Origin of the sequence: Brachyspira suanatina, assembly GCF_001049755.1 — a bacterium.
GTDB lineage: Bacteria > Spirochaetota > Brachyspiria > Brachyspirales > Brachyspiraceae > Brachyspira > Brachyspira suanatina.
The window spans coordinates 60,234-81,306 of sequence record NZ_CVLB01000001.1 but is presented as its reverse complement, the minus strand read 5'-3'; the positions used below and the strand labels follow the sequence as shown (position 1 = coordinate 81,306).

The 21,073-nt window shown below is 25.7% G+C and carries 21 protein-coding genes; 6 read left to right on the top strand and 15 right to left on the bottom strand.

Annotated features, from left to right (window positions below):
* Positions 1–91: 91 nt before the first annotated feature.
* The 8 genes from BRSU_RS00360 to BRSU_RS00330 form a co-directional block, all read right to left on the bottom strand.
* Entirely contained in the window at positions 92–529 is a 438-nt protein-coding gene (locus BRSU_RS00360; protein WP_048593278.1) for a hypothetical protein, read from the bottom strand.
* A gap of 493 nt (positions 530–1,022) precedes the next feature.
* Positions 1,023–1,778, bottom strand: a complete 756-nt coding sequence (locus BRSU_RS00355) for a transporter substrate-binding domain-containing protein (protein WP_048593277.1) — start codon at positions 1,776–1,778, stop codon at positions 1,023–1,025.
* A 221-nt stretch (positions 1,779–1,999) separates the two neighbouring features.
* Positions 2,000–2,962, bottom strand: coding sequence for a KpsF/GutQ family sugar-phosphate isomerase (locus BRSU_RS00350; protein ID WP_048593276.1), 963 nt, complete (start codon positions 2,960–2,962; stop codon positions 2,000–2,002).
* Positions 2,963–2,984: 22 nt separating this feature from the next.
* Positions 2,985–3,113, bottom strand: coding sequence for a hypothetical protein (locus tag BRSU_RS14970; protein WP_012671505.1), 129 nt, complete (start codon positions 3,111–3,113; stop codon positions 2,985–2,987).
* 10 nt (positions 3,114–3,123) lie between these two features.
* Entirely contained in the window at positions 3,124–3,489 is a 366-nt protein-coding gene (locus BRSU_RS00345; protein WP_048593275.1) for a YraN family protein, read from the bottom strand.
* 9 nt (positions 3,490–3,498) lie between these two features.
* Positions 3,499–4,731 carry an HD-GYP domain-containing protein gene (locus BRSU_RS00340; protein ID WP_048593274.1) on the bottom strand — a complete coding sequence of 411 codons (1,233 nt, stop codon included), beginning with the start codon at positions 4,729–4,731 and terminating at the stop codon, positions 3,499–3,501.
* 3 nt (positions 4,732–4,734) lie between these two features.
* Positions 4,735–5,004 carry an EscU/YscU/HrcU family type III secretion system export apparatus switch protein gene (locus BRSU_RS00335; protein ID WP_048593273.1) on the bottom strand — a complete coding sequence of 90 codons (270 nt, stop codon included), beginning with the start codon at positions 5,002–5,004 and terminating at the stop codon, positions 4,735–4,737.
* 4 nt (positions 5,005–5,008) lie between these two features.
* The gene (locus tag BRSU_RS00330) at positions 5,009–6,103 is read right to left on the bottom strand and encodes a hypothetical protein (RefSeq protein WP_083997847.1); all 1,095 of its coding nucleotides are present in this window, start codon (positions 6,101–6,103) and stop codon (positions 5,009–5,011) included.
* 99 nt (positions 6,104–6,202) lie between these two features.
* On the opposite strand from BRSU_RS00330, the gene BRSU_RS00325 reads away from it, so the two are divergent.
* Both BRSU_RS00325 and BRSU_RS00320 read left to right on the top strand, forming a co-directional pair.
* Positions 6,203–7,807, top strand: a complete 1,605-nt coding sequence (locus tag BRSU_RS00325) for a flagellar hook-length control protein FliK (RefSeq protein WP_048593272.1) — start codon at positions 6,203–6,205, stop codon at positions 7,805–7,807.
* Between the two features lie 50 nt (positions 7,808–7,857).
* Positions 7,858–8,652 carry a flagellar hook assembly protein FlgD gene (locus BRSU_RS00320; RefSeq protein ID WP_048593271.1) on the top strand — a complete coding sequence of 265 codons (795 nt, stop codon included), beginning with the start codon at positions 7,858–7,860 and terminating at the stop codon, positions 8,650–8,652.
* Between the two features lie 179 nt (positions 8,653–8,831).
* Here BRSU_RS00320 and BRSU_RS00315 read toward each other — a convergent pair whose 3' ends face one another.
* The 5 genes from BRSU_RS00315 to BRSU_RS00295 form a co-directional block, all read right to left on the bottom strand.
* Positions 8,832–9,263, bottom strand: a complete 432-nt coding sequence (locus BRSU_RS00315; RefSeq protein ID WP_048593270.1) for a hypothetical protein — start codon at positions 9,261–9,263, stop codon at positions 8,832–8,834.
* Positions 9,264–9,807: 544 nt separating this feature from the next.
* Complete coding sequence (locus tag BRSU_RS00310) at positions 9,808–10,461, bottom strand: hypothetical protein (RefSeq protein ID WP_048593269.1); 654 nt, start codon at positions 10,459–10,461, stop codon at positions 9,808–9,810.
* Positions 10,462–10,509: 48 nt separating this feature from the next.
* On the bottom strand, positions 10,510–10,917 hold the full coding sequence (locus tag BRSU_RS00305) for an A1S_2505 family phage non-structural protein (protein ID WP_048593268.1): 408 nt from the start codon (positions 10,915–10,917) through the stop codon (positions 10,510–10,512).
* Between the two features lie 29 nt (positions 10,918–10,946).
* Positions 10,947–11,333: a DUF1232 domain-containing protein gene (locus BRSU_RS00300; protein WP_048593267.1), complete on the bottom strand. Its 387-nt coding sequence runs from the start codon at positions 11,331–11,333 to the stop codon at positions 10,947–10,949.
* An 18-nt stretch (positions 11,334–11,351) separates the two neighbouring features.
* Positions 11,352–12,059, bottom strand: a complete 708-nt coding sequence (locus BRSU_RS00295) for an EcsC family protein (RefSeq protein WP_048593266.1) — start codon at positions 12,057–12,059, stop codon at positions 11,352–11,354.
* A gap of 210 nt (positions 12,060–12,269) precedes the next feature.
* On the opposite strand from BRSU_RS00295, the gene BRSU_RS00290 reads away from it, so the two are divergent.
* From BRSU_RS00290 to BRSU_RS00280, 3 genes are all read left to right on the top strand, one after another.
* Positions 12,270–13,451: an AGE family epimerase/isomerase gene (locus tag BRSU_RS00290; RefSeq protein ID WP_048593265.1), complete on the top strand. Its 1,182-nt coding sequence runs from the start codon at positions 12,270–12,272 to the stop codon at positions 13,449–13,451.
* Positions 13,452–14,005: 554 nt separating this feature from the next.
* Positions 14,006–16,267: a tetratricopeptide repeat protein gene (locus BRSU_RS00285; protein WP_048593264.1), complete on the top strand. Its 2,262-nt coding sequence runs from the start codon at positions 14,006–14,008 to the stop codon at positions 16,265–16,267.
* Positions 16,268–16,538: 271 nt separating this feature from the next.
* Entirely contained in the window at positions 16,539–17,339 is an 801-nt protein-coding gene (locus BRSU_RS00280; RefSeq protein ID WP_048593263.1) for a hypothetical protein, read from the top strand.
* A gap of 67 nt (positions 17,340–17,406) precedes the next feature.
* Here BRSU_RS00280 and BRSU_RS00275 read toward each other — a convergent pair whose 3' ends face one another.
* Positions 17,407–17,781, bottom strand: coding sequence for a hypothetical protein (locus BRSU_RS00275; protein ID WP_048593262.1), 375 nt, complete (start codon positions 17,779–17,781; stop codon positions 17,407–17,409).
* 131 nt (positions 17,782–17,912) lie between these two features.
* Between BRSU_RS00275 and BRSU_RS00270 the strand changes: the two genes are divergently transcribed.
* A complete protein-coding gene (locus BRSU_RS00270) occupies positions 17,913–18,386 on the top strand; it encodes a hypothetical protein (RefSeq protein WP_048593261.1) in 474 nt (157 codons plus the stop codon).
* Between the two features lie 140 nt (positions 18,387–18,526).
* On the opposite strand, the gene BRSU_RS00265 is transcribed toward BRSU_RS00270, so the two are convergent.
* A complete protein-coding gene (locus BRSU_RS00265) occupies positions 18,527–20,938 on the bottom strand; it encodes an alkaline phosphatase family protein (protein ID WP_048593260.1) in 2,412 nt (803 codons plus the stop codon).
* Between the last annotated feature and the right edge of the window lie 135 nt (positions 20,939–21,073).

Below are 21,073 nucleotides of genomic sequence, written 5' to 3'. Positions count from 1 at the left end.
TTTCTATTATTGGAATAAATACACCCTGAGCTCCAGAAATAGGACCATTCCAAATTCCATAAAAATCTCCATTGTTATCTTTATTAATATATTACCAATTAACATCTATTCTTTGTTTCCATTCATATGGTATTGTATCATCGTCATACAAGTTTTCATAAAAACATTCACAGTCTTCAAAATATACATAAATATCATTAATTTTATCATGCCTATAAACAGTACCATTTACTTCATGATTTTTATTATTAATTATAGAATTACAATTTAAAAATATTTTATTTGAATTTTTTAGTTTTCTAGGTGATTTAGCATATCCATAAGCATACAAATTATAATTATCAAATAAGAATATTACATCTCCTATTTTTATATTTTTTACAACATTCCATACTCTAGATGTATTCTTTATTAGACCATATTCATAATGAAAATAACAGAAATTATTATTTAAGCATGTATTTATTAAATCATAATGTTCATCTTCTGTAGCATTAGGATATGTATGTTTAAATACCCAATATCTCATCATATATGCCTTAAATTAATATTATATATTGTTTAAGTATATAAACATTTCTTATAAATTCAATGTACTATATTAATACTTCTCTGTACAAATTATGTTTTAAGACTTTATTAATACACCCTATAAATTTAAACCTTCATTATAAAGAATTAAAATAGTAAAAAACATTATCCCGAACGTACATTGTATTTTCCATAAGAAAAAACATTACCGTTCGGTTTGATGATACGGCTAGTATACTGCCCAAGCGTTAATTAAATTTGAAATCTACTTAACGCACGGTGAGCTAATTTATAAATATAATAAAAATTGTAATTGCAAATAATTCTATATTTTTTGCTTTGCTCTATATTCGGTGAAAAGACTATAAATTAAAAAATCTTGGGTGGGCAGCTAAAATAACAGTTGAGTTTTTTTAAAGAATAATAATTTTAAAATATCAGAATTAACTAAAAGCCTAAAGGGCGGGTAAGTGTAATAAAATTGCTAAATATTATAAATACTTATCTACTAATTTTTGATAAGTACCATTAGCCATTATTTCTTTAAGTCCGCTGTTAATTTTATTAAGTAAAATAGTATCCTCTTTTCTTACAGCTATACCATATCCCATTTTTGGGAATTCTATAGTTTCAACTATTTCTAAATCTTTATCATATTGAAGATAATTAATACAAGTAAGCTTATCAACTACCATAGCATCTATTTTACCCGTTTTCAAAGACAGAAAAGCACTGCCAGCAATATCAAATCTTATTACTTGATGAACACCTTCTATTTTTGATGCTGTAATATCAGAAACAGTATTTTTTATAGCTCCTATAGTTTTTCCTATCAAATTATTAGTTGTTATTATATTTGTATTTCCTTTATTTACTACAATGCTTTGACCAGCTGTTAGATAGCTGTCAGAAAAATTTACAAGTTCTTTTCTTTCTTCTGTTATTGTCATGGCAGCTATAATAATATCTATACGTTTTTTATTAAGTGCTGGAATAAGATCATTAAACTGCATTGTAACAAATTGAATTTTTAAATCTGATACTTTAGCTATTTCATTCATTAAATCATAGTCAAAACCGCCTATATCATCACTATTTGAATGCGGCATAGGATAATCATAGATATATATACCTACTTTTAATGCTTCATTAGCTGCAATATTTTCTGAGTTATTCGTATTGGAATAATTACTACAGGCAGTAAAAGTTATTAAGATAAATAGTATAAAAATAATAATCTTTTTCATTTGTATAAGAATATTTTTAGATATGCATTTAACAATAATATATATCCGAAAAAAGTCAAGTAAATATTTTTATAATAGATTTTTAATGATAGTATAATAAGTATTAATTTAGATTTAAAATTTATTTAATGTACGATAATATACTTCTATTCATCATTTTAAATTAATAATAAAAAATAATCATATATTTTAAATTTTATATAAGTTTTGATTTAACATTTTTAAAAAGCCTTTATTTTCAAAATATCATGTATATGTACTATTCCAATAGGATTATTATTATTGTTTACCACTACTAAATTAGTAATCTTTCCTTCCATGATATGTAAAGCCTCTCCTATAAGAGTATCTTCGTAAATGACTTTAGGAGAAGTGTTCATAATGTATTTAACTTCTTTAGAAAGTATATTTTTTATATCATCATCTTTGATAAGAAGCCTTTTTAAATCTCCATCTACTATTATTCCTTTTAAAATATTCTTCTCATCAACAACAATGGCTATTCCAAGCTTGCATTCTATGATTTTAAATAAGGCATCCTGCAATGAAGTATCAGGGAAAATAATAGGTAAATTTTCAGTATGCATAATAGATTTAACTTTTGCAAGCTGTCTACCTAAACTTCCTCCAGGATGAAAAACTGCAAAATCTTCTGCTCTGAATCCCCTCAATTCCATTAATGCAGTAGCCAAAGCATCAGATAAAGCTAAAGAAGCTGTAGTGCTTACAGTAGGAGCTAATCTTAAAGGACAAGCTTCTTCTTTGACATGCGTAAGCAATGTAATTTTAGCATTCTTAGAAAGCGTAGAATTTATCTCATTTGTAATTGCAATGTATGGTATATTCTGCCTGCATAACCAATTCACAAGTTCTATAACCTCACGAGATTCACCACCTTTAGAATATAGCAAACAATAATCTTCTTTTGTGATCATACCAAAATCGCCATGCATACATTCATTAGGATCAACAAAAAAACTTGGAGTACCAGTGGATGCAAAAGTAGCAGCTGCCTTTCTTGCTATATGTCCGCTCTTTCCTACTCCAGAAGTTATAACTCTGCCTCTAATATTAAATAACTCTTTTACTGCATTTTCAAAATTCATATCTAATTTATCTGATAAAATTTTGAGATTTTCGCTTTCAAGTAAAAGAGTAGTTTTTCCTCGTTCGATTATATCCATACAAAATCCGCTTAATTAATTGTTAATCTATTACAGCACTTATTAAGTGTCCAGCTAATCTCTCTATAGCTTTATCTATATACTTCTCATCTTTTAATTTTTTCTTATAAAGATCTATTTTTTCAGGGTTAATTTTTACTGCTGTTTTCATATTGATACCCCTAAATAAATATATCTTCAATGAATGATATTTCACGATTATAAAGGGTATCGTCTATTAGAACTGCCCCAAAGGAACATTTTTGATTAAAACTTAATCCTTTTTCAATTAAGTATTCTTCAGCTGTCTCATATAGCTTTTTCTTTTTGCGATCTGATATTGAGCAAGCTGCATATCCAAAACTTCCCTGTCTTCGATATTTAACTTCTATAAACACAATAACAACTCCTTTTGTCATTACTAAATCTATCTCTCCTCTTGTCTTTTTACCTTTAAAATTCCTTTCTACTAAGGTATATCCAAGTTTTTCGAGATATTCTAAGGCAATATCCTCTCCTAGATTGCCTATGATTTTTTTGTTAGCCATTTTTTAATATTACTTTTCTTCTTCAACGTCTAATATTTTAGTTCTTACCTCCTCCAAGAAATTATTATCTTTATCAACACCTGCTATAAACAGCTGATTAGTTTCTAATAAATTGATAGTTTCTCCATCATCGATAAATTCTCCATTCTCATTGGAAACTATTTTTATTATAGGTCTGATAGGGAAATTAGGATTAGTAGCAAAAACAAATCCCTTTCTTTTATCATTTAAAATAACTATAGAACCTATAGGATATACTGTAAATATACTAACAAAAGTTTTTGATATATTAGGATCATACTTTGTATTGGCACCATGTATAATCTCTTTAACAGCATAATATAATGATACATCTTTCTTTTTATTTTCATTACTTTTTTCAAGCATCAAACTGAATGTAGATTTATTATCTTTTAATTTAGAATTGGAAGATGCCATTCTTATAGGTTTAAGCATCTTTTCAACAGCATGAGCTATAGCAATTATTTTTGAATATAAATTTATCTGATTACCGGAAAGTCCTCTAGGATATCCTTTACCATTATAATATTCATGATGCATAAGAGATATCATAGCCAAATCTTCTTCAAATCTAAAACTAGTTTTAAGAATTTTATATCCATAAACTGTATGTTTTTTTATTTCAGCATATTCTTCAGGAGTAAATTTTCCTATTTTCTCCAATATCTTATCAGGAACTTTCACAAGCCCTATATCATAAAGTATAGCACCTATTCCTAATTTTTTTACTCTATTTTCAGAGAATTTCATGGCTCGTCCAATAATCATAGATATTAAAGAAACATTTAAAGACCTTACATAATATTCATCAGACCTAGGTAAACCAGTTAAATTAAAAAGCTGAAGCACACTGCTTAAATTTCTATTAACTATATCTAATACTTCATCTAAAATTTCATTAAGTTCATTCAAATTAACCAAATTATTATTTTTATATCCGCCTAAATTATTCCTAACTTTTTTAATTACATTTAAATATATTTTTTTAAATACTTTATATTCTCTCAAAAACTTATCAAAGTCAGCAGATACTTCCATATCTAAAGAAGTATTATCCTCCATAAATACTTCATTGATATCCCATTTCTGAAGTCTTTGCATATCATCTTCTTTGAAATCTATATATCCTGTAGAAGCAAGAAAATCATTGTACAAGTATATATCTTTCTTTTCAGCTTTTGTTTTTATATCTTGAATATTTATTTTAGTTAATTTTGCCATTATTTATTCTGCCTTTAATTTATATATATATTTTAATATTATACTAACAGCCTCATAAAGTGAATAAGGTATCTCCTCACCTATTTCTAACTGCATCAAATGCTCAGCTGTATTCTCATCAGAAATAACAGGAACTTTATGCTTTCTTGCAATATCAACCATTCTTTTAGCTAAATAATTATTCCCTTTGGATATAACTATAGGAGCATTATGCACTTCTCTATTATAGAGTAAAGCAGCAGCATTCTTTATATCCTTATTATTTCTGCTCATTCACTTAGCCTTCATAATTTATTTTTATATTCTCAAAAATACTTAATTCTTTATCTATATCTTCTTTCACACTGTTTAATTTATTATACAGCTTCTTATCAAATAATTTAACTGTAATCAAATATCTATTATCATATTCATCTTTAGTAATATCTATTTTACATAGATCTTTATCATTATCATAAACTACAAATGTTAATATGTTTTTATTATTTTCATCTTTACTAATATATAATAATACATCTTTAATTTCGCCGTCTATAACAAATGGTATAGGAATCATAAATGCAGTTTCATTAAAATTTCTGTTTTTCCTATTTGCAGATAAAATTTTCAGCATAAGCATCATCATATTAGAATTATCAGAAGATAACTCACCATGAAGCATATCAAAGAGCATAAACCATATATTAAAATTAGCATTTGTATTTATATAGTTATTTAAATTTTCTGCAATAGTATTATTGGAGTCATTATCATTCCCCTGAATAACACTATTAGCAAGCATTACTAATATTTCGGTTATTTCAGTATTTTTGTTAGAGTTTTTTATATGTCTGATTATGTCGTTAAATTGTTTAAAAATATTTCCTAAAGAGTTTATTTCTTCTACCGTTAAATATACACCGTTAGACATTGCATTTAATATGAACTTTTTTTTATCGCTGTCCAAATCCGGAAGGTATTTAAGTATAGTTTCAAAATATCTTATATTTTCATAACTAGGCTTTATACCTTTCTGAGACAGCATAGTTGAAACTTCTGAATTATTCTCAGTTATGTTAAGTAAAACATTCGCATTATTCTTATTTTGTATGCCTTCTCTTGCTTCTTTCAAACTTTCTGCATTTTTTAGTATAGTTAAAGTTACTTCTCCGTTTTTCTTACTAACTAAAGCAAAGCCTTTATCTGTCATTCCGTTTTTAAATAATGCTATTAATTTGTTGCCCATAACATTTATTAATGCCTTATCATTATCCAATTTCCTCATTATGGAATATCTTACCACATCGCCGTCTTTGATTTGAGCATTGTTTTTATTAGTTATGAGATTAAAATATTTACTATTTATATTAAGCATATTATCATTATAAAACATAAAAATAATTTTTCAAATATTATGTTATTTTTTATAAAGGAAATTTGAATACTTCCGAATATTAATATAGTAATAAAACTAATAATTAGGAAGTAAATTATGGTAAATGGATTAGGCAACTTATTATCTTTTGTTGATACTAATGTTTCATCTAATAATAGCCCTTATAATTTGAATAATTACAGCTATGATGATTCTTTTGCTAATATGTTAAATAAAACTCAGACAGATTATTCTGCTCCTTCAAGTGTTTCTAATAAAATAGAAAGACACTTAAATACTGAAGAAAATCAAACAGAAAATAATTATAATAGTTATGATGATTACTATAACGATTATAATCAATATGATGCTGAAGAAAATACTATAGAAGAAAAGGTTTCTTCATCTAGCGAAAATACTGCTAAAAAAACAGATGAAACTTCAGATAATGCTGAAGAAGCTAAATCTGTAAGCAATACTGAAGAACAAGCAGAAAATAAATCAGAAGAATTAAATGCTTCATCTAATAAAGATAATAATATAGAAGAAAAAGCAGCAAAATTAGCTTCAGGTAATAAAGAAGAAAATGTATCTGCTAAAGAAAAATTGGCTCTAACAAAAGAAAAAGCAAAACTCCTTTTACAAAATACTTCTAATGATAAAAAAGCTGATGCAAAAGAAGTTAATACAGCTGATACTAAAGAAAACATTTTAGCTAAAGCTGATAAAAAAGAAAATACAAAAAATACTGAAGAAATAGAAAAAATAAAAAAACAAATAGAATCTTTGAATGCTGAAGAATTAAGCGAAGAAGATAAGAAAGAATTAGAAGATTTAATTGAATCTTTAGAAGCTTTAAAAGCAATGATAGAAAATGACGGCAGCGAAGATAAAAAAGAAGTTTTAGCTGAAAATACTGAAGAAAATATCGAAGTAAAAGATATTGATAATTCAGAAGCTAAAGAAATAAAAGTTGCTTCCAATAAAGATAATGACAAAAATATAGAAACAAAAGATATTAATGATATTAGTATTGAAGATAATGCTATGCAGCTTGATAATAATGCTATGGCAGATGCTAATATTGATATGAATATAGAAAATAAATATGCAGATAAAAAAGACGCTGCTGAAATGAAAAATAATAACAGTACTGTGAATAATACTATATCAGATGATAAAGGTGCAGAGCTTACTATAATAAATATGAAAGACTCTGCAGATGGTGCTAATTTGAAAGGATATAATCATTATAACAATAATGTATCCAAAACTCATAACAGCACAAACCTTACTGATAATATGATAAAATTCCAAGACTTAATGGGTAAATTGGTAGAGAAAGCTCAAGTTGCTGTTAATAATGGAAAAAGCGAAGTATTAATGAGTCTTAATCCTGAATATCTTGGTAAAGTAAGATTAAAAATCAGCATGGACGGAGACAATTTAATAGGTAAAATATTTGTAGATAATGCAGATGTTAAAGATATTTTCACTAAGAATTTAGATACTGTTATAACTTCATTAAGCGAGATAGGCATTAATATAGAAGGTTTTGATGTAATGCTTAGACAGGATATGCCTAATGACGGAGGCTTCGGCGAGGAATTAGAAACTATAGGAAACAGATTCGCTTCTGAAAATAATAATAATGTAGAAGAAGTAAAAGCCGATATAAAAGCATATATAGTACCTGAAAGAAAATTGAATTTACTTATTTAATAGGTTCATAAATATAAATTATGAAGAAATAACTTTGAAGGAGTGTATAAATGATATCAGCAGATGCTTTAAGAATGTCAGATAGAGAGATAAAAATATTAAAACAAGAGGTAGGAGCTTTCAACTTACAGCATAATTTTGAAAGAGATCCTACACAAAATTCTTTGGGTAAAGATGCTTTCTTGAAACTCCTTACAGTACAAATGAGCCATCAGGATCCTCTTTCTCCAATGGATAACAGAGATATGATTGCACAATTAGCACAATTCTCATCTGTTGAACAAATGACAGAGGTTAATAAAAATCTTGACTCTATGAAAACTTTCTACTCAAGCCAAACAGGTTATTCTATGCTTGGAAAGAGTGTTGAGGTTATGGACGAGGCTGGAAACAGATTCTTAGGCCCTGTTGAAATGGTTATGGAAAATGATACAGGAGTGGCACTTGCTGTCAGAACTGACAACGGACTTATAACTGTTCGTCCTGAAGATGTTATGATAGTACATTCCAGCGGTGATTTAATGGCTTCTGAGGCTGCTGCAGTTTCTCAGGTTAGAGAAGCACAAAGCGAAGATGAGGCTGCTAAAGTATTTGAATCTTCTTTGATTGATAAGGCTCAGATTATAAGACCTTCAGGCGATGAGAATAACGGCGAAGGAATCAATAATGAGTTTGGAGATATGAGAGCTGCTATTGAAGCTGAAATAAATTCTGCTACTCAAAGCGAAGTTTCAAAAACTGATAATGCTAATCTTAATAAAATTGAGAAAACTCAAGGAATGCTTAAAGCAGAAGAAGCATTAATGAATAGCAAAGAAAGCGGAAATAAAATTATTAAGAAATAAAATATTTAAAGAAATAAAATTGTTGATAAATTAAAGCCTATGGAATTATATTTAATATATTCTATGGGCTTTATTTTTGTATATTTTAAAAATTATGTCAAATATAAAAAAAGCTCCTGTATTTAAACAGGGGCTTTTTTATTTTTAGAAGTTATTACAATAAAAAAGTTTTTTCTATATTAAGAAACTGTCTTTGTTAATTTATTAGCCGTATATTTTTCAGATGTACCATTTTCATTTTGTATTGTATAATCAATGCTTACATTTCCTGCTTCATCAAATATTATGCTAAGTATATAAGGAGAATTATTATAAGAATATTCTTTGTCTGAAATCTTACTAATACTGTCAAAAACTTTAGACTGAGATTGAGTTTTAATCGTAACTGAACCCTTATTATCTATTATTATAGTGATATCTTCTTCTGTAGGACTTCCATTTGGTATAACTCTATATTGGGCTTTTCCAGTATATGTACCTTCATAGTTTGCAATTGTAATTTGATTATTATTGTTGTTATTATTGTTATTTGATGAGTTTAAAGGGTTGTCTTTAGCACATGAAACAGCTAATATCAAAAAAGTAAATAATAGAAATATTTTTGTTTTCATTTTTATATCCTTATGTTTTGTATATGTTAAAATAAAACAAATTAATTATAAAAATGTACTTTTTTTTAATAAAAATTAGATTTTTAAATAATTTGTATATATTTCTATTAATAAAAAATATTATTATATATAGCATTATATTTTTTATTTCTAATTGTTTTCATGTAAATTAATAGGCAGTCTTTCTCAATTTATTAGCTATGGATAACACTATACTCCATAATATAAAACATTTATCATATTTCGTTTCATTGCTATAAAAATAATTAAAATGAAGTTAATAATGACTTTGTATATATGAAAGATGCTGTTAAACTAATAATCTGAAAACTCAAGGAATACTAAAAACTAAAGAAGCATTGATGAACAGTAAAGAAAGCGGAAATAAAGACTAAAGAAATAAGATTGTTGATAAATAAAGCCTATAGAATTATAGGCTTTATTTTAATATTTAAAAATTAATATTTATATATAAAACACTCAATAAAATATAAAAAAATGCTATACTATTTAAATACAGTTGGCTTTTTTAGTTTTAATAGTTTTACTTTATAGGAGTCTTTTTCATATTATGAGCTGTGTGACAAACTATTTCACCTGATTTGTTTATAGTGTAAAAACTAGCTTCTACTAAATTAAAGTTACTATCAAACTTTAGAATCGTATAATAACCTCCACCTGGACCACCTGCTGAAGTAACTCCGTTACCTTTCAAAATTTGAAAACCATTTTCATAATAATTTTTAAATAAATTAGAATAATACACATTTTTACCATCAAAATTATAAACAATAGTGAAGCCGTAAATTGATCCTGAATCCTCACTAATTGTTAGAGTCATAGGTTTATTAACAATTGTGAAAGGACTTTCATTGGGATCAAAAAAATCATTTCCAACATGATTCTCATAAGATTCTGAATTATATTCTCCGTATATCAGTTCCGGATGAAAAAGTATATTCTCTTCTTTATTATTCTCTCCGTTATTTTCATTTTCTCCGTTATTATTATTATCTCCATTATTGTCACTTTCCCCGTTATTGTTATTATCTCCATTATTGTCATTTTCTCCGTTACTCTCTATACCACTTCCAATATTATTGTCTGTAGTATTATTAGCACTAACTGGATTGCTTTTAGCACAAGAAAAAACTAATACCAATAATAACAAAGCTAATAAAAATATTTTTGTCTTCATTTTTTAATACCTCACTTGATAATAAATAAAACAAATTAATTATAAAAACTATCTTTTTAAATAATCGGCAAATCTTTGAGGCAAGTAAACATTATCATATTCATCTTTTAACGCCTCTCTGAAAAGTTCTGCCATTTCCTCAACTTTAAAACCAGCTATACCGCATCCTATCTCTGTTACTAAGAATTTTAAATCTTTATGCTCTAAAGTAAAAGCTAAAAACTTATCAACATATTTTTTTATTTCTGATACTGCCATCTTTCCGCTTTTTGTATAATCAACTGTAGGTATAGCAAATGTTTTACCCTGAAGTCCGAATGCCTGACCATATACAGCACCGAAATTCATAGCAAATCTTGCCGCCCCTCCCCCATGTGCTCCTTGAGTATTGCTTCCAAATACAAATACTTCATTATCCTCTAATTTTGTTATATTGCTTGATGATATTCTATTCATAAAATACTCCTCCTTAATATAAAAAATTATTATAATAATACAGCAAGTATATATATTATAATCATCATAACAAATCCTGTAATAGTGATTGATAATATAATATTTCTAACTATTACATTTATTATAGGATTATAAGAGAAATTAGCCTTTTTAATACCATACATAAATGATATAACCAAAAGAAGTATATCATCTAATTTTCCTATTGGTATTCTATCCGGAATCAAGTCTATAGGCGATAAAGTATAAATAACTGCTGTGATAAAAGGCAGCCAATATCTTAATTTCATCTTATTTCTATTTTGATATCTTTTATATACTTCGTACTTTCTATATATTCCGTCTTCGCCTAATATTTCAATATCATCTTCATTTATCTCTACATAATCTTCTTTGTTCTTTTTATCATTTGCCATATAATTATCCGTAAAATATCAGCTTATTGAATACTTGCTTTCCTTAATTCTATTATAAAGTCTGTTAGACATTTTATTCAAACTAGTGTATGTAAAACCTGCCGATACTGCACCGCCGATTAGAGGAACAGCCTTTGAAACAGATTTCATAAAACTCTTAGAACCTATTTTTATACCTATAGATTTTAATATGCTTGAAATAACTGCATACCCTACTACAGAACTTACTCTAAAACCTATTCTTGCACTTTTTTCAGCTATAGCTTTCCATATACTATTTAAAGCAAATATAGCTTCCTTATCTTCAAACATTACTCCAATATATACAGCAGCAAGACAAGCCTCATCATCTGTCATCGAATCGCCTAAAGTAAAACTAGGAAGTCCGGATATATAGCATAGTTTTTGTGCTATTCTTAGAGCATGAGCAAAAAATTGAGCGGTATCTGCCGGAACTGCTCCTATACCAACAATGCCTCCGGGAAGTCCTGAAACAAATGATATAGCTGATGATTTGGCTATTTCATAATTAATAGCTTCTCTTGATTTTGTATCTATTATATTTAATGGTACTCCTGCATCATAAGCGCCTTTCTCTAAAATATTTTGAAGAAGTGAAGGATATTCTGATGCAAATGTATTCACTAAATATTTATGCTTATCTATTTTTACAAGAGGCATATTGGATACCATCTTTATAAATGATAAAATACTTTTTTCTTCCATAAAATAATAAACTCCAACTTTTCAAATTATATAGTATATACATTAATAGTCAATTAAATATTGTTATTATATTGAAAGTATAAAAATAACTATCAATAATATTTAAATAAAACAAAAAAATATTTTTTATTATTGCTTTTATGATATCAATCTGTTAATATTATTATATTATGTTAAATAAAATCTAATTTTGATTTTAAGGAATTTTATATGAGTAATTTAAACGAAGTAAAAAACGAGTATCTTCACATGTTAAAAGACAATATCATTCCATTTTGGCTAAAAAACGGACTTGATAAAAAGCATGGCGGATACTACACTGCCTTAGACAGAAAAGGCGGACTTATAGAAACCGATAAATCTGTATGGTTTCAGGGAAGATTTGCTTGGGTATTATCAACTCTTTATGCTGATTTCGAGAAAAAACAGGAATATCTTGATGCTGCAAAATCTGGAATAGACTTTTTAGAAAAATATTGTTTTGATAAAGCAGGCGACGGAAGAATGTATTTCAGAGTTACTGAAGACGGAAAGCCTATCATAAAAAGATTGAGATACTACTTTTCAGAAACATTCTGCTTAGTTGCTATGGCTGCATATTCAAGAGCCAGCGGAGATAAAAGCTATGTTAAAAAGGCTAGAGAAATACTTGATAATATAGACCGCTATCAAAAAGAAGGACTTCTTATACCAAAATTTGATGCAGGCAATAGACCTACTATCGCTTTCGGACCTCCTATGATTATGCTTGCTACTGTTCAGGAATTAAGAAAAGCCGATCCTGAAAATAAAGATTATTACAACAAATATATTGATAATCTTCTTAAAAACATACAGCTCTTCCTATACGAAGATAAAAAAGCAGTACTTGAACAATGCAATCCTGACGGTACTTTACAAGATCACTTTGAAGGAAGATTATTAAACCCAGGACATGCTATAGAATCATCTTGGTTCATATTAAGAGAATCTATAGAAAGAGGACATGATGAAACATTAAAAGCCCTAGGAGTTAAAATATTTGACTGGATGTGGGAATGGGGCTGGGACAAAGAGTACGGCGGAATCATTCAATATATGGACGTACTTGGAAAGCCTAAAAGCGAATATCACCATGACATGAAATTCTGGTGGCCTCAAACTGAAGCTGCTATTGCTGCTTTATACTGCTACTATTTCACTAAAGATGATAAATATTTAGAAAAGCATGACATGGTAAAAGAATATACTAAAAAATTTATTGACACAGAATACGGCGAATGGTACGGATATCTTCACAGAGACGGAAGAATCTCTACTGACTTAAAAGGCAATATGTATAAAGGACCTTTCCATATTCCTAGAATGTACATGAAATGTGCTGAAATAATTGATGCTATCAATGCTAAATAATTTTTAAAAATATAATTAGTTAATTAAGGCTAGGTTTTCTAAATGAAGCCTAGTCTTTTTATTTGCAATAAACAAAAATATTATTATACACCTAAACAACTATACTTTGTCAAAAAATAAAGTTATATTTTGTTTTTAATATATTGGGCTTTGCCCCGCTGTGCGTGCCTACGGCAACCCCACTTCTTTTGGTGCCCCAGGCGAAGCCCACCTACGGCGAGAAACTATATCCTCTACAGGCTCGGATACACTTTGCGAAGGGCTATATTTTAGATTAAATTAATAACTTATCTTACATGTAAAACAATTTTAGCATGATTTAATACTAATTTTATATTTGCACTTTCGCGAAGTGTGCCGACGAAGTCCACCTGTGGTGTCGGCAGCAACTTTGACGAAGTCCGCCTGTGGCGTGCGGTGGGAAAAAGTTGAATAAAAAAATTGACAAACTTAAAAATTTTCAGTATATACTAAAAATTTTTAAAAGTAATATTTATTTTATTTGATAAAATAAGTTTGAAGTTTATAATTATAAAAAATATTTGGATTATTATATGACAGATGAATTAAAAAATAAAATAGAAAAATTAGACTATGATTACATAAAAAAAGATAATGATGATAAATATTCATATTTTTATATAGGACTTGAAAAAATAGAGTTAAAGTTATACGAAGAATCTATAAAATATTTTAATAAAGCTATAGAATTAAATCCAAAGAATAGAGAGGCATATTTTTTCAGAGGACTTTCAAAAACGGAGTTAAAGTTATATGGAGAAGCTATAGAAGATTTTGATAAGTCTATAGAATTAAATACAAATAATAGAGAATCATATTTTGCAAGAGGACTTGTAAAATCAAATCTGAATTTATATGAAGAAGCCATAGAAGATTTCAATAAAGCTATAGAATTAGATCCAAATGATGAAATATCATATTTTAACAGAGGTATCTCAAAAGCGAAATTAGAAAAGTATGAAGAAGCTATAGAAGATTTTAATAAAGCTATAGAATTAAATCCTAAAAACGAAAATGCTTACTTTAATAGAGGAATTGCAAAAATAGAATCAGAAAAATATGTAAAAGATATAGAAGATTTTAATAAAGCTATAGAATTAAATCCTAAAAACGAAAATGCTTACTTTAATAGAGGAATTGCAAAGATAAAATTAGAAAGATATGAAGAAGCTATAGAAGATTTCAATAAAGCTATAAAATTAAATCCTAAAAATGAAAATACTTACTTTAATAGAGGAATTGCAAAAATAAAATTAGAAAGATATGAAGAAGCCATAGAAGATTTTAATAATACAATAGAATTAAATAAACATTATGAAAGTGCATATCTTAATAGAGCTCTATTAAAAATAATTTTAACAAGATATGAAGAAGCCATAAAAGATTTCAATAAAGCTATAAAATTAAATCCTAAAAATGAAGAAACATATTTTAATAGAGCTATATTAAAAATAAATTTAAAAAAATATAAGCAAGCTATTAATGACTTTAAAATATTTTCAAAAAATAATAATTCTTCTGATATCACTATAATAAAAATTCTTCAAAAGTTTGATAAGTATAATGATATTGATAAATTTTTTAAGCTATTAATTATAGCTGAAAATAAAGAATTATGGAAAAATGAACCAATTACTAATTTAATTTTTCATTTTAAAGAGAGCAAAAAATTTGATGATGAACTTATAAAAAATATTAAATATTTAATTTTATATGAATATTTTTTACTTAAAATATTATCTTTCGATACTGATGATGAAAATATAGAAATATCTCATTATACATCATTGGATATTTTATTAATATTATTAGGGTGTAAAAATGAAAATTCAGATGAAGTAGGGAATATAAGAATAAATAATATATCAACTGCCAATGATCCTAAAGAAGGAAATATTTTAGAAAGTATTTTCAATAGAAATAATATAGATATAAAAATAGGAAGCGATGAAAAAATTGTAACATTGCAAACATCATATTCAAGAAATAAAGATTCTCTTACTATGTTTAGATTATATGGTAAAAAAGAAGATAAAGAAGCTACTGGTATATGTTTAGTTTTGGACAATGAATATTTTACTTATTCATATACTTCGCCTTTTTCTTATTATGATTTTAATGTAAATAATATAAGTATTAAAAATGATGGATATTTTACTGATTCATATACTTCATCTTATGATTCAAATGTAAGTAACATAAATATTGAATATAAGTCGAATATAAAAAAAGAAAAAGATGTAAATAAAAGAAATTTATATTGGGTGCTTTATTATAATGAAAAATTAAATAAACTTGTTTTCAATAAAGAAGATTTAAAATATTCAAGTAATATTATAGATTTAAACGAAATAAAGAAGTATAGAAAAAAATTAAAAGAAGACGATACGCTTGAAGATAAGATTAAATATGCATTTTCAAAAATATTTGAATATACTAGAAAAATTAAAGAGAAAAATATTGATCCTAAACTATATAATTATTTATTTGAAAATATAAAATACATAATAAAGCATGAAGCATTTTTTGAAGAACAGGAATTAAGAATGCTTGTAACTTCTGATTATAAATCTAAAGAAATAAAAGCAAATAAAATCAATAATAAACTTTATATAGATTATTTAAAACTTTTTGATCAAAACACAAATTATATAAAAGAAATCATAATAGGTTCTAAAGTTGAAAATAATGAATCGCTTGCTGAATATATAAGAAAAATTTTACATGAAAAAAATACTGATAAAAATAAATTAGATGATATAAAAGTTCTTATATCAGAGGCTCCTTTAAGATAATAATATTTAGTGCTTTTAATATTAGTTAATTAAGGCTAGGTTTTCTAAATGAAGCCTAGTCTTTTTATTTGCATGTTTTTTTAAATAAGTTTAGGGGCGGGCGGGCTAATAAAAACATTTAATTTAATAAAATTCATAATTTTAATCATTACTTTATATACAAAAATATATTTGTAATTTAAACTACTATAGGTTAAAATTATTATAAATTTTAATTTATATATAATTATACGATAATAAAAAGTACATTTTTAATTTTATAAGGAAATATATGTTTTCATTAAGAAATGAATTAAGAAAAAGAGATCTTGAAACTTTAGATTTATTTACTCTTGCTTTTTCTTTGTTTAAACAAAACTTTATTAATTTTATTATACTCTCTTTAATATGCTGTCTGCCTTTAATATTAACAGGAATTTACTTTCCTATGAGTACATTTGATCCTGAAAAATTAAAAACTTATGAGGATCTTATTAATTGGTTTAAAAATGATGTTACTATAGGCTTTTATATAAATATATTTCTTTCTTTATTTTTGGACACCATTTCTATCATATCAGTATCATTATTAGTAGAAAGATTAATTTATAGAAGTGTAAAAAGTGCTACTTGGGCAATAATAAGAAGCTTTAAATTTTTATTGCCTACTATATTTACAACTTTTATGTATTTTGTATTAGTGCTTTTAGGATCTAGTTTCTTTATAGTTCCTGGCATTGCATTTATTGTATTTTTTGTATTTATTAAAAATATTTGTGCTTTAAGACATACTTGGGGAATAGATGCTTTAAAATATTCTTTTTATTTAGTAAAACCTAAATTCTTTAAAACATTATTTTTATTAGGATTTATATTCTTATTTCAGCAAGTGTTTTCAATGACTCTTTTTCCATCATCCTTAGAAAATAGAGAAGGATTATTATCATATTTCATTGCTATGATAGTTCTATATATATTCAATACATATTTTCAGATTATTACAACATTATTCTTCTTAAATAGAGATTATGTATCAAGCAGTATGCAAGAAGATGATGATGAAGAAAACGATGAAAATAATACAGAGGAATAATTTAATAATAAAAAAACCCCATATTAAAATGGGGCTTTTTAGAGACATTATGACATTTGAATATTTATCATTTTGATTTTGTTAAAGTACCTATTCCTAAATTATCATCTTCTACTGTTCCTTCAGTATCTGATTTAAATTTCAATGTAATAGAAAAAGTTTTATCTCCCGATATACTCATTTTATATCTATCATTTCCTAAATCTTCTATAGATGAAGCTTTAAAATCATTATATAGTATGTTTTCTCTGTTCTCTATTACAATGCTTGATTCATTATTTGGAAATTTTGCCTGCCAAATACCTGTAAAATTAGTTAAGCCCTTACTTTCTCTTGGAGGTTCTTTTGCTGCAGCTGAAGCAGATGTGGTGCCGTCACTATTAGCATTGCAGGATACCAAAACTAATAAAAATAAATGGAATAATGCTATTTTCTTAACCATAATATAAGCTCCAATCTATTAATATGTATTATTATATAATAATTATTATTTATAGCAACATCTTTTTTAAAATTATAATCACTTATATTTTTTGATTATTTTATAGCATAAATTTTTTTAAGGATATTGTTATGAATACAAAATATAATAAAGAAACAGAAAAACAAATATACGAAATCATAAAAAAATATAATCCTACATTTGAAGAAATAAGCAAAAAACTAAATATAAACTATGATGATTTAAAAGAATATATAAATAAATCAAGCAAAAAATATAAAAAGAGTTTGATAAAAAAAATAAGAAAGGCAAAAGAAGAATATTTGAAAGACGTTAAAATAAAAATAGAAAATGCATTGATAAAAAAAGCATTAGGATATTATAGTAAAGAAATAATAAGAGAAATAAAAACTGATAAAGATGGTAAAGAATCAAAAACTAGAAAAATAATAAATAAATATAATCCTCCAAGCGAAAGAGCTATCATAGTATTTTTTGAAATTTTAAAAAATAGAAACAATAAAAGATTGGAGAAAGCAGAATTAAAAAGAAATATTCAAGAAGAAGATAGTAGAATTAACATAAAAGTTGGATTTGATAATTAAAGCAATAAACGAGCAGCTGATAACTTTAGTTGTAAGCTATATTTTAGCAAGTTTATTACTTAACAATAATAAAAGATAGTAGAATTAATATAAAAGTTAGATTCGATAATTAAAGCAATAATAATACAATTTAAATAATTCTAATTATTAGTTAATTCTTTTATCAAATTATAATAATGTTTTTTACCCTGAAAAATATCCTGCGATAATGTTCTTTGAGCATTCTCATATTTAAATATCATCATATTTGAAACTTCGCTATTATCTATAATGGAATCATTTGTTGTATGATAAAATTTATTATAAGTGCTGATAGTATCATCAATTTCTTCTTTGTATAAAAGAGATATAACACTATTTGTATAATCAACATTCAAATTAGCAGCTATAAATAAAGGTATATTTTCAGGAGCGAAATTTTCATTTGCTTTATATGCTCCGTTAGTACCGTCCCAAATGAGTATAGGAGAAGGCTTATAATCATTTAGAAAATTAGTTTTTATTTTTTCATCTATGCTGGAACGTTCTATTATAGCTTTCAAATAAGGATAAAGATGATCATGTTTAAATATTATAATTGCATTAGGTGAATGTTTTAAAATGGTATCTCTTATCTCTAGAATATTTATTGCTGTCATTGCAGAATTATCAATGGTTTCTATTATATGAAGTTTATCATTACCTTCAAAATTATCTAAAAACTTTTTATTGTTTTCGGCAAAGTTTAAATCATTAGATAAATGCGAATCAGTATGTCCTAAAATAGTAAAGCCTGCAGCAAATACAGGACTTCCCAAATTATCAATATTTGTGCCTAAATATGTATTAATATTTGTAGTTCCTAATCCGAACACCTGAGATTTAAAACCTATTGAAGGATAGAAAGTTTTTAAATTATAAGTATTCAATGCTTCTTCCAAGGCTATTGTATTATATCCGTTTTTCGAAAGAATATACGGTAAAGTATTTTCTATCTTTTCTGACTGAGTTTTTGGATAAAGAGGAGATGATCCTGTAAGTCCTGAAAGCCTTGCATAAAAACTTCCGTTATTAACATTAGGGGCTATTTTTCTTGATAAGTCAGCCCATTTCCTGTACTCTTTAGGGAAAGGATCTTTATTAAATAATTTTCTAAAATGTGAATAATCATAAAAAGATTCTAAGAATATTAAATATACATCTCTTTTTAAACCTTTTTTTAATTCCTCTATTTTTGATAAATCATTTGTAATCGATGCTTCTATATTAGTATATATATCATAATAATTGTTTTTTAATTGTTCTATATATTCATAATTTATATTTTCATTATTATAAACAAAATTACTGTTTTTAGATGAAGCCTCAATCAATATAGAATGCATATCATCTTCTAATTTTTTTATATTATCTAAAATATTCTTTGTGGATTTTAAATAAAGTTTTGATACATCTCTTTTTGATTCATATTCTTTTAATAATTTTATTGAATCTGATACTAATTCTTTACTTGGCTTTATATTATTTAATCTGTCATAATTTATTCTATAATTAAGTGTATTTATTATACCATTTCTTTTAGCATTTCTTACAAAATCTATACTCCATATATCTATATTCTTAGGCTTAAAAAATAAATAAAATACGCTAAATATTATAAAAGCTGTCATCACTAAAGATGCTATTTTACTTCTCTCTATAAATATTTTATATATATTAAAAATAAATAATATTACAAAAGCTACTAAAGAAGTAAAGTATATTATGCTCACTGTTATAGTAATAATTTTTAAATGCATTGGAAGAACTGTAATAAGCGATGAATAAAGATTAGGCATATCTGAAAATAATATCACCATATTAAGTACTGTTAAACTTATTGACTCTATAGCAAAAAATGAGAATATTGAAACTACACAAAATAAAGACGTTAATATTATCCTAATATTTTTTATATTGCCTAAATTAAAAGGATAGTATACAAGCAAATTATAAGCTGTCATTACAAATAGATAAGTATATAAAAAATCATATATATTAAAATCAAGCTTCATCATAGAGAATAAAGGCATTAATAAATTTGATGTTATCAAATAAAAAAAAGAATTAAGAACAAAAAAGAAAATATATGGTTTATGATGATAATATATATTAGGTATTACATAAAAATAAATTGCTGGAAAAACTATTATAATAAACAATAAAAATAAAAATACATTTTTTTGTATTTTAACTGTATATTTAATATTTTCTATTTTATCATTTTCTTTTAATTGTATGCTTGAATCGCCTAAAACTAAATTTCCATAATAGCTTCCGCTCCATCTTATATTTGTAACATTATCAGGCATTTCATTTGTGTTTGGATATACTCTATATATTTTATTATTCTTGAAAATACTGCTATTGAATTTTAATGTGAAATAATATTTATTCTCCAATATATGATTGAAATTTGATAAATATCCTACTCTCTCTATACTTCCAAGAATAGAAAAAATTACAATAAATAGAATTATTGCTGATATAAATACTAAATACGATAATAAGAATATTTTTTTATTTTGTTTCATTTTTAATATTATAACAAAAATTATTCATTTAAGTTAAATCAAAAATATATAAATACACTATATAATATTATAATTTAAAGATATTGTTTTGCTATTGAAAACTATTTCTTATAAGCAAAATGAACAATTTAGTAT

Excerpts from the sequence above, each read along its gene's own strand:
- BRSU_RS00360 (WP_048593278.1), bottom strand. The coding sequence starts at position 529 with ATGAGATATTGGGTATTTAAACATACATATCCTAATGCTACAGAAGAT.
- BRSU_RS00355 (WP_048593277.1), bottom strand. The coding sequence starts at position 1,778 with ATGAAAAAGATTATTATTTTTATACTATTTATCTTAATAACTTTTACT.
- BRSU_RS00350 (WP_048593276.1), bottom strand. The coding sequence starts at position 2,962 with ATGGATATAATCGAACGAGGAAAAACTACTCTTTTACTTGAAAGCGAA.
- BRSU_RS14970 (WP_012671505.1), bottom strand. The coding sequence starts at position 3,113 with ATGAAAACAGCAGTAAAAATTAACCCTGAAAAAATAGATCTTTATAAG.
- BRSU_RS00345 (WP_048593275.1), bottom strand. The coding sequence starts at position 3,489 with ATGGCTAACAAAAAAATCATAGGCAATCTAGGAGAGGATATTGCCTTA.
- BRSU_RS00340 (WP_048593274.1), bottom strand. The coding sequence starts at position 4,731 with ATGGCAAAATTAACTAAAATAAATATTCAAGATATAAAAACAAAAGCT.
- BRSU_RS00335 (WP_048593273.1), bottom strand. The coding sequence starts at position 5,004 with ATGAGCAGAAATAATAAGGATATAAAGAATGCTGCTGCTTTACTCTAT.
- BRSU_RS00330 (WP_083997847.1), bottom strand. The coding sequence starts at position 6,103 with ATGTTTTATAATGATAATATGCTTAATATAAATAGTAAATATTTTAAT.
- BRSU_RS00325 (WP_048593272.1), top strand. The coding sequence starts at position 6,203 with ATGGTAAATGGATTAGGCAACTTATTATCTTTTGTTGATACTAATGTT.
- BRSU_RS00320 (WP_048593271.1), top strand. The coding sequence starts at position 7,858 with ATGATATCAGCAGATGCTTTAAGAATGTCAGATAGAGAGATAAAAATA.
- BRSU_RS00315 (WP_048593270.1), bottom strand. The coding sequence starts at position 9,263 with ATGAAAACAAAAATATTTCTATTATTTACTTTTTTGATATTAGCTGTT.
- BRSU_RS00310 (WP_048593269.1), bottom strand. The coding sequence starts at position 10,461 with ATGAAGACAAAAATATTTTTATTAGCTTTGTTATTATTGGTATTAGTT.
- BRSU_RS00305 (WP_048593268.1), bottom strand. The coding sequence starts at position 10,917 with ATGAATAGAATATCATCAAGCAATATAACAAAATTAGAGGATAATGAA.
- BRSU_RS00300 (WP_048593267.1), bottom strand. The coding sequence starts at position 11,333 with ATGGCAAATGATAAAAAGAACAAAGAAGATTATGTAGAGATAAATGAA.
- BRSU_RS00295 (WP_048593266.1), bottom strand. The coding sequence starts at position 12,059 with ATGGAAGAAAAAAGTATTTTATCATTTATAAAGATGGTATCCAATATG.
- BRSU_RS00290 (WP_048593265.1), top strand. The coding sequence starts at position 12,270 with ATGAGTAATTTAAACGAAGTAAAAAACGAGTATCTTCACATGTTAAAA.
- BRSU_RS00285 (WP_048593264.1), top strand. The coding sequence starts at position 14,006 with ATGACAGATGAATTAAAAAATAAAATAGAAAAATTAGACTATGATTAC.
- BRSU_RS00280 (WP_048593263.1), top strand. The coding sequence starts at position 16,539 with ATGTTTTCATTAAGAAATGAATTAAGAAAAAGAGATCTTGAAACTTTA.
- BRSU_RS00275 (WP_048593262.1), bottom strand. The coding sequence starts at position 17,781 with ATGGTTAAGAAAATAGCATTATTCCATTTATTTTTATTAGTTTTGGTA.
- BRSU_RS00270 (WP_048593261.1), top strand. The coding sequence starts at position 17,913 with ATGAATACAAAATATAATAAAGAAACAGAAAAACAAATATACGAAATC.
- BRSU_RS00265 (WP_048593260.1), bottom strand. The coding sequence starts at position 20,938 with ATGAAACAAAATAAAAAAATATTCTTATTATCGTATTTAGTATTTATA.